General features: G+C 50.8%; 7 protein-coding genes. 1 reads left to right on the forward strand and 6 read right to left on the reverse strand.

Annotation, left to right across the window (positions count from 1 at the left end; translation table 11 throughout):
- Positions 1-51 precede the first annotated feature (51 nt).
- From S7335_RS25300 to S7335_RS25310, 3 genes are all read right to left on the reverse strand, one after another.
- Positions 52-1050, reverse strand: coding sequence for an AraC family transcriptional regulator (locus S7335_RS25300; protein WP_006458930.1), 999 nt, complete (start codon positions 1048-1050; stop codon positions 52-54).
- 136 nt (positions 1051-1186) lie between these two features.
- Complete coding sequence (locus tag S7335_RS25305) at positions 1187-1882, reverse strand: SDR family NAD(P)-dependent oxidoreductase (RefSeq protein ID WP_006458907.1); 696 nt, start codon at positions 1880-1882, stop codon at positions 1187-1189.
- Positions 1883-1985: 103 nt separating this feature from the next.
- Positions 1986-3131 (reverse strand): aldo/keto reductase, encoded by a 1146-nt coding sequence (locus S7335_RS25310; protein WP_006458948.1) that lies wholly within the window; start codon positions 3129-3131, stop codon positions 1986-1988.
- Between the two features lie 208 nt (positions 3132-3339).
- On the opposite strand from S7335_RS25310, the gene S7335_RS25315 reads away from it, so the two are divergent.
- Positions 3340-4179 carry a helix-turn-helix domain-containing protein gene (locus tag S7335_RS25315; protein WP_006458877.1) on the forward strand — a complete coding sequence of 280 codons (840 nt, stop codon included), beginning with the start codon at positions 3340-3342 and terminating at the stop codon, positions 4177-4179.
- A 212-nt stretch (positions 4180-4391) separates the two neighbouring features.
- Here S7335_RS25315 and S7335_RS25320 read toward each other — a convergent pair whose 3' ends face one another.
- The 3 genes from S7335_RS25320 to mobQ are packed head-to-tail and all read right to left on the reverse strand — an operon-like array spanning position 4392 to position 6211.
- Entirely contained in the window at positions 4392-4781 is a 390-nt protein-coding gene (locus S7335_RS25320) for a hypothetical protein (protein WP_006458923.1), read from the reverse strand.
- Between the two features lie 53 nt (positions 4782-4834).
- On the reverse strand, positions 4835-5167 hold the full coding sequence (locus tag S7335_RS25325; protein WP_006458939.1) for a hypothetical protein: 333 nt from the start codon (positions 5165-5167) through the stop codon (positions 4835-4837).
- Positions 5168-5188: 21 nt separating this feature from the next.
- Positions 5189-6211 carry a MobQ family relaxase gene (gene mobQ / locus S7335_RS25330; RefSeq protein WP_227500132.1) on the reverse strand — a complete coding sequence of 341 codons (1023 nt, stop codon included), beginning with the start codon at positions 6209-6211 and terminating at the stop codon, positions 5189-5191.
- Between the last annotated feature and the right edge of the window lie 365 nt (positions 6212-6576).

Consider the following 6576-nt stretch of genomic DNA (forward strand, 5'->3'; position numbering starts at 1 on the left):
GCTAGGCATCTCTTGTATCAATGGAGCGACCTTATGTACATTCCTGCTCGTCTACGAAAGCTCTGTGCAGAAGTACTGTTTGCGAAACTCTGTGGGTGAGCACCCCAACAGCTTTTGAAATGTCTTAGTGAAGTGCGGCTGGTCGTAAAAACCACATTCTGCTGCAACTTCAGCGATAGGCTTGTCCACTCGAGAAAGCAGTTCTTGTGCCCGTTCAACTCTAAAGACCATGATGAACTGATAAGGCGACTGGCCAACTGTCTTCTTGAACTCTCGTGAGAAGTGTGCGTCACTCATACCAACGTAAGAGGCCACGTCAGCAACTTTGATGTTTTCTCTATAGTGGTTTTCTACATACTTGAGGAATTGATGGTAGTGCTGTGCTGTGAAAGCGCTACTCACTCCGAGGACATCAGCTCTACGTTCGCCATATACCTGAATAAGCTTGACTAGAAACACCCGCGATAGTGCTTCGTACATAACTTCGTAACCTACTCGGCGAGTTCTCATAGCATTCAGTAGGGTGACTGCTGTTTGAGCCAGGTCAGTATCTTTCTGCTGCGGGATGCTTTGGAGCTGCTGTTCGCTCAGAACCGTACATAGTTCAAGTTCGCTGAACCGTTTGAGCGAAGTAGGGTCTATGGTGATGACGATTGTGTTGGCTAGCCCGTGCCAGTGCCAGCCTGACTTCATGCCAGCCGGTGTAATGACTATCTCATGATGCGAAAATTGAAAATCTCGATACTCTTTATCTCGCCAGTTCTCAACCCTGATAGGCGACTCCTTCAAGTTGATCAAGATGTGATGAGTGCTATACACCAAAGGAGGCATCTGGCCTGCTTCGATCTCGAAGTACTCTAGGCTGATGACTTCTCTAGCTCTGGTTTGGATGATGTCTGTACTCCGCAGCATGGGCGAAGAAGGATACCTATCCTGATAGTTATTCATCTGAACGCTTCTATCTATTTGTTCTTCATTGGCTTGCTGGACTGGTATCGGTGAGTATCGATACCAGTCCAGCATTCCGTTGTAGACAAAGTTCTGAACCATCTCTGCCTGCTACAAATCATGTGGAAAGCCTAGTTTTATTTGGCTGATGGCATCAAGCCGTCCAAGGTGTTCATCAGATAGGCTCAAGTCAGCGCATTGTTTTTCTGTTGGTTCTCTTATTTGTTTGTTGCTTGGATTACCATTCGATGGGCTTGCGATCACGGAAGAACCCACCCGTTGGCCCGTCCTCAGGTAGGGTCGCCAGCCACACAGCGGTATCTGCCCCCTCCTTAGGTGATCGCGATGCCCCTTCACCACCCATACGAGTGCGAACCCATCCAGGGCACATCGAGTTTACCTTGATAGAAGGAGGTACCGTCTTCGCAAGCTGCAACGTCAGCGCGTTCATACCCGCTTTGGAGACGCCGTATGCTGCATAGGAGGGCGCGAGGCCAGAGGCGAAAGAGCCACCGCCAGAAGAGACATTCACGACTCTTCCGTAGCCGGAGTTCGCCATTGCAGGTACAAGCGCTTGCACCAGCATCCAGGGGCCGATGACGTGAATGCTTAGCGCATCTTCCACCGTATCGATGTCGATATCTAGTACTTTCCCTGGTGGGTAGATGCCTGCACTGTTAATCAACACATCGATTGAAGGATAGATGTCAGTAATGGTCTTTATCTGCTGCGATAGTTTCTGCCGGTTGGCGAGATCAATCTCAACAATAGAGACTTCTCCATTGATGCTATCTGCGGCTTCTTTGCCGTGCGATACATCGCGGCTACCAATAATGACGTGGTAGTCGAATTTCTCGGCTAAGGCTTGGGCGATCGCAAATCCGATACCACGATTACCACCTGTAATTAAAGCTGTTCTTTGTTGTTTAACCACACAAATGTTCCCGATGCAAAGTCTTCATATGGAACAGAAATTAGAGATGCTTAGTGCAGTTTTCTATTCCGTTACTACTTGAACGCCCTAAGTCAACGATACCTTAAATTTCACGAGCCTCTGTCCCGTTCCATTCCATGACAATTGCGGGGGCGCGTTCACCCTGCACCTCAATTGCATCAAGCGCAGTTGTGAATTCGGATAACTCTGCTGCGGTGAATGTAACATTCGCCGCAGCGATGTTGTCGCGTAGATGCGGCATTTGCGTTGTGCCAGGTATAGGCACAATCGACGGGCCTTGCGCCAGGAGCCAAGCCAGCGCGATTTGCCCTGGCTTGACACCCTTACGATTGGCCCAATCGCTTGCAAGCTCCACGAGTGCCATGTTTACCTCGCGATTCTCGGGATCCATCCGGGATGTAAGCGCACGAAAATCACTGGGTGCGAACGTTGTCTCCATATCGACCGCTCCCGTGAGGAAGCCATAGCCGAGCGGCGCGAACGGAACGAAGCCAATACCCAATTCCTGACAGATTGGGAGAATGTCGTTTTCCACGCCTCTGTAGAGCATAGAGTATTCATTCTGTACGGCGGTGGCAGGTAAGGCGGCGTGGGCTCGGCGCAGTGTATTAGGCCCCATCTCCGACAGTCCCCAGTTTAGGACTTTACCCTCCTTCATCAAATCAGAAACCGTTCCTGCGACTTCTTCGATAGGCACATCAGGATCGACGCGATGCTGATAGAGCAGGTCTATCCGATCAGTGCCCAGGCGACGCAGCGACCCTTCAACAGCTTGCCGGATGCGCGCCGGATCGCTGATTACCCCACCGCTAAATTCGCCCGTTTCAAGGTCAACATCGAAACCAAACTTCGTCGTGATTTGCGCCTGGTCCCGGAACGGTGCCATGGCCTCCCCCAGGATACGCTCGCATTCGTGCGGGCCATACACCTCAGCGCAATCGAAAAAGGTGACTCCCTCGTCAAAAGCAGTGCGGATCAGTTGAATCATATCACCGCGATCTGGAACGATGGTGTGGAAGGTGCGGTGCATATTCTGTACACCAAGGCCAACTTCGGAGACTTCCAGACTGCCAAGCATCCGGCGGCCAGGTGCGGGCGCGGACGTGACGGACGACGTGACGGATTGCGCAGCAGTGCGGCGAGCTCCAAGCGCCATGGCGGTCGCTGCGGCGGCGCTTCCAGTCAAGATGCCACGGCGAACGGGATCGAACTTCTTCTCTTTAAACATTTATGGCTTCACACATTTTCTAAATTTGGGGTATCGAGTTAGGATTCTTCCGTGGTCTGCATTCCAAAAAGGTCATCACTTACTGCCAACATGACCGGGGTCATGGAAATCATACTTTTTGAGTACGTCCATTAGGATATAAGCACCGTCAGCGGCCATCTCTCACTCTTTAGAGGTAACCGCCTAAAACACAGCAATTTTCGTAACTATGCAGCCATTTAGACCCTATCGGAGCGAGCAGAAGTTCGATTGTGTGAAGGCTGTCTACGGACGGCAGCCTCAATCTCAGTTACGCCTAGAACCTTCAGTCTCGTCACCATATTCCATTGATATAGCCTTCATCGGTCATGAAGAAACACTGGTGCGAGTACCAGGAGGGTCTACCTATGCAAAAGCTATCCCAGCTGGTACTGGCGCGATACATGGTGCGCAGCAGCTAGAGTTTGTGAAGGTAGATAGTTCATCTGAGTTTTTAGAGCTACAGCCGTCACTGGAAGTTAGAGAAACGGCTGCCAATTACTTTAGAGCCCCAAGTGCTGTCTGTTTCGACAACATTCAACACGTTGATGATCAAGTGCTATGGGCAGTAGCCTGTCGGTTTCGCGCTCATGCAACGGGAGGTTGGCTATTAGACGAACTAGAAGCGGAAGAGCTAACTCGTACCTTAGTCGGTCATATGATTTGTACGCAGCTGGGCGGACGTCGCCCTAGAGTCAACGACGCTCACTTATCTGACAGCAGACTCGCCAAGTTAAGGGACTTCGTTGAAGCCTCTATCAAACAGCCTATTCCCGTGAAAGCGTTGGCTGATGTTACAGATAGAAGTCTCTACCACTTCATCAGAACGTTTACGTTGACGACAGGAATGAGACCGCATGAGTTTGTCAGGGCAATTCGAATGGAACGTGCGAAAGAAGCTCTGCTTTTAGGCAATCGAGTGAAAGATGTTGCAACTGCCGTAGGCTATGTACTAGGGCATAGTTTTTACAAAGCGTTTTATCGACATTTCGGAGTATATCCTTCTGCTTTTGTTAACTCTCTTCTTTAACTCACAAACTAGCAGGTCTAACAAGGGCTATCACAGGCTTAGCTATCGTGACTTCTCGACGGCAGCCAAGCCTGTAATAATACTGAGAAAGACTGAAGGTAAAGGCCAACGAATCCTTTACCCCTCTAGCTGTCAGCAAATATCGGCTAGAGTTCACTAGCCACGCCGAGAAAAGAGGTGCGGTCGCCGCCGCAGACATCTACCAGATGAGACTACTCAAGGTCTTCGACCATAATTCTGCCCTCAGCCAGTGCATCTGCGATGTTGTCAGGGGTGCTTCTGGCTATAGGGAGTGGTGGCATGAGGACGAAATCCGGGTTAATTTGCTGGGCATCTATTTGCAGCCCTAACAATTGGTTGTACTGCTCATACGAGAGGAGTGAATTGAACTCTTCGAGTCCTCGCATTACCTTTAATTCAAACTGACCAACTGCTTTGATCCATTCCTTGTTATAGACGCCAGCTTTAACAGCCTCTCGCATCCGCTGCTCAAAAACCATGCCTCCGAGCATCAGCGCATCATGTGCTGTAAGAGGAGCTTGAGTCTCCAATGCCTTATATTCAGCGAGCCAGTCTTGATAAACACTTTCAAAGTTATCCATAAATGCCTCTGGATATTAGCAACATCAAAGCACGATTGCCCCAAGTGTAGTCTTTAGAAACTAAGGCGTACAAGACACGAAATGCCTGGATAGGCGGTCTTCTGAACCGCTTGCAGCACCCCTGCGATGAGGTAGAACGTTCGGCGCTGCTGTTTGGTCTTTTCTCCAGTGATTAAATTGCGACTGATGGCGACGAACAGCAACACGCCGTAGGCGACCATCTGCATCAGATAAACCAGCCACAATAAGCAGGTCGGATTGACCAGATAGGGCAATAAACCGATGAAGATTAGCATCGTGCAGATGACGTTCGGACAGTCTTTGTAGAGATAATCAAAGTGCTTGGCTCTTGCTAACGAACCGAGGGCATTTCTGGGATATGTCATAAGGGCATCTACCGCTGAGATTTAGTATCCGTATCCTTGGTCTTTCTGCTTCTTTCGCTCTCGCTTTTGCTGACGCTGCTGCGTCTGACTGCACTGGCGCTGTTTTTCGATCTGCTGGTCTCGCTGTTGCGCTTTTTTCTGGGTCTCCTCCTGCGGCTTTTGGGTTTTGGTTTGCTCAGTAGATGATTGATGTTCTAGTGTTGGTAGCTGCTGCGATCTCTGCTGCTCATCACGTTGCTCGTCTTTAATGTCGGCCTGCACTTTTTCACAGGCTTTTTGTCTGCGGGCGATGTCGCGGTTCACTTTGCTGATGCGGCGTGATTCGTCACCGACTCGCGTCCGAACGCCTCTGGCTTCCATCTCCAGGACTTGGGCACCGAGATGGATCTGTGGCTCGCGTTCGATGCCCTGCTCTTTTAGACTGCGGTGGTCAATTCTCGCCTCGTGGCCTGCTCGCTCTAGCGCCCGGTTAGCGTACTCAGCCCAATGCTCTCGGTAGTCCTTTACCGCATCTCGCCGATTCCATTCGCGCTTCTTTTTACCGAAGCCATCTTCATCCACTGAGCGCATCGTCAGCATGATGTGCGCGTGCGGGTTATGACTGTCGAAATCGTGATAGCCGATGTCCGCTATCATCCCTTGCTCGACGAATTCACTCTGCACATACTCACGGATGAGTTGTTGTTTCTGCTCATGGGTGAGTTCGGCGGGTAAGGCCACCATCACTTCATTACATAGCTGAGAGTCTTTTCGTTTTTCTCGCTGTTCAACTTCGTTCCATAGCGCCTCACGATCTGCGTATCGCTCGGGCGCGTTTTTAGGTTTGAGGATTTCGTTATCGTAGATATCGCTTTTGCCCGTATAGTCGTGTTCTTTGCCAGTGCGTTCGTCTTTCACTTGCTCACCCGAACGATATGCAGCTGCCGCTGTCGCGCTTCGCCCAGCGCTGCGACCGATTACCTGCATGCGGAAACTGTAGATAGCCATATCGAGAAGGTGAGGGACTCCGGTGGGGTCTAGGGGCAAAGCCCCAGCGCACGACATCGCTTGCGATGCATAAGTGCGCCCTTCTGTTCTGGGAGAACGACGGGATGGGGGCTGATGGGGACGATGTGGGGCTGTTCTCCCAGAACGGGCCGTGCTCGCGCGGCCAGGGTCAGAAGATGAAGGGAACGGGCGGATCGGGTCATCTCCTGATGACCATTTCAGGATATCTGGACTTACTTAGTACGAATGTTTCTTTTTCTAAAGTGGTCGTTTCTCTTGCTCTGGTTCGTCGTTACGCTGAGTTGTGATTTATGTCACGGCTTTGCTTTTGGGATACGGACGATGACGACTAAGCTCGAACGCCTACTGGAGAAGGAGGCGCAACTCAAGGCCCAGATTCAGCAGGCGAAGGCGGCTGAACG

Origin of the sequence: Synechococcus sp. PCC 7335 (assembly GCF_000155595.1) — a bacterium.
Classification (GTDB): Bacteria; Cyanobacteriota; Cyanobacteriia; order Phormidesmidales; family Phormidesmidaceae; genus Phormidesmis.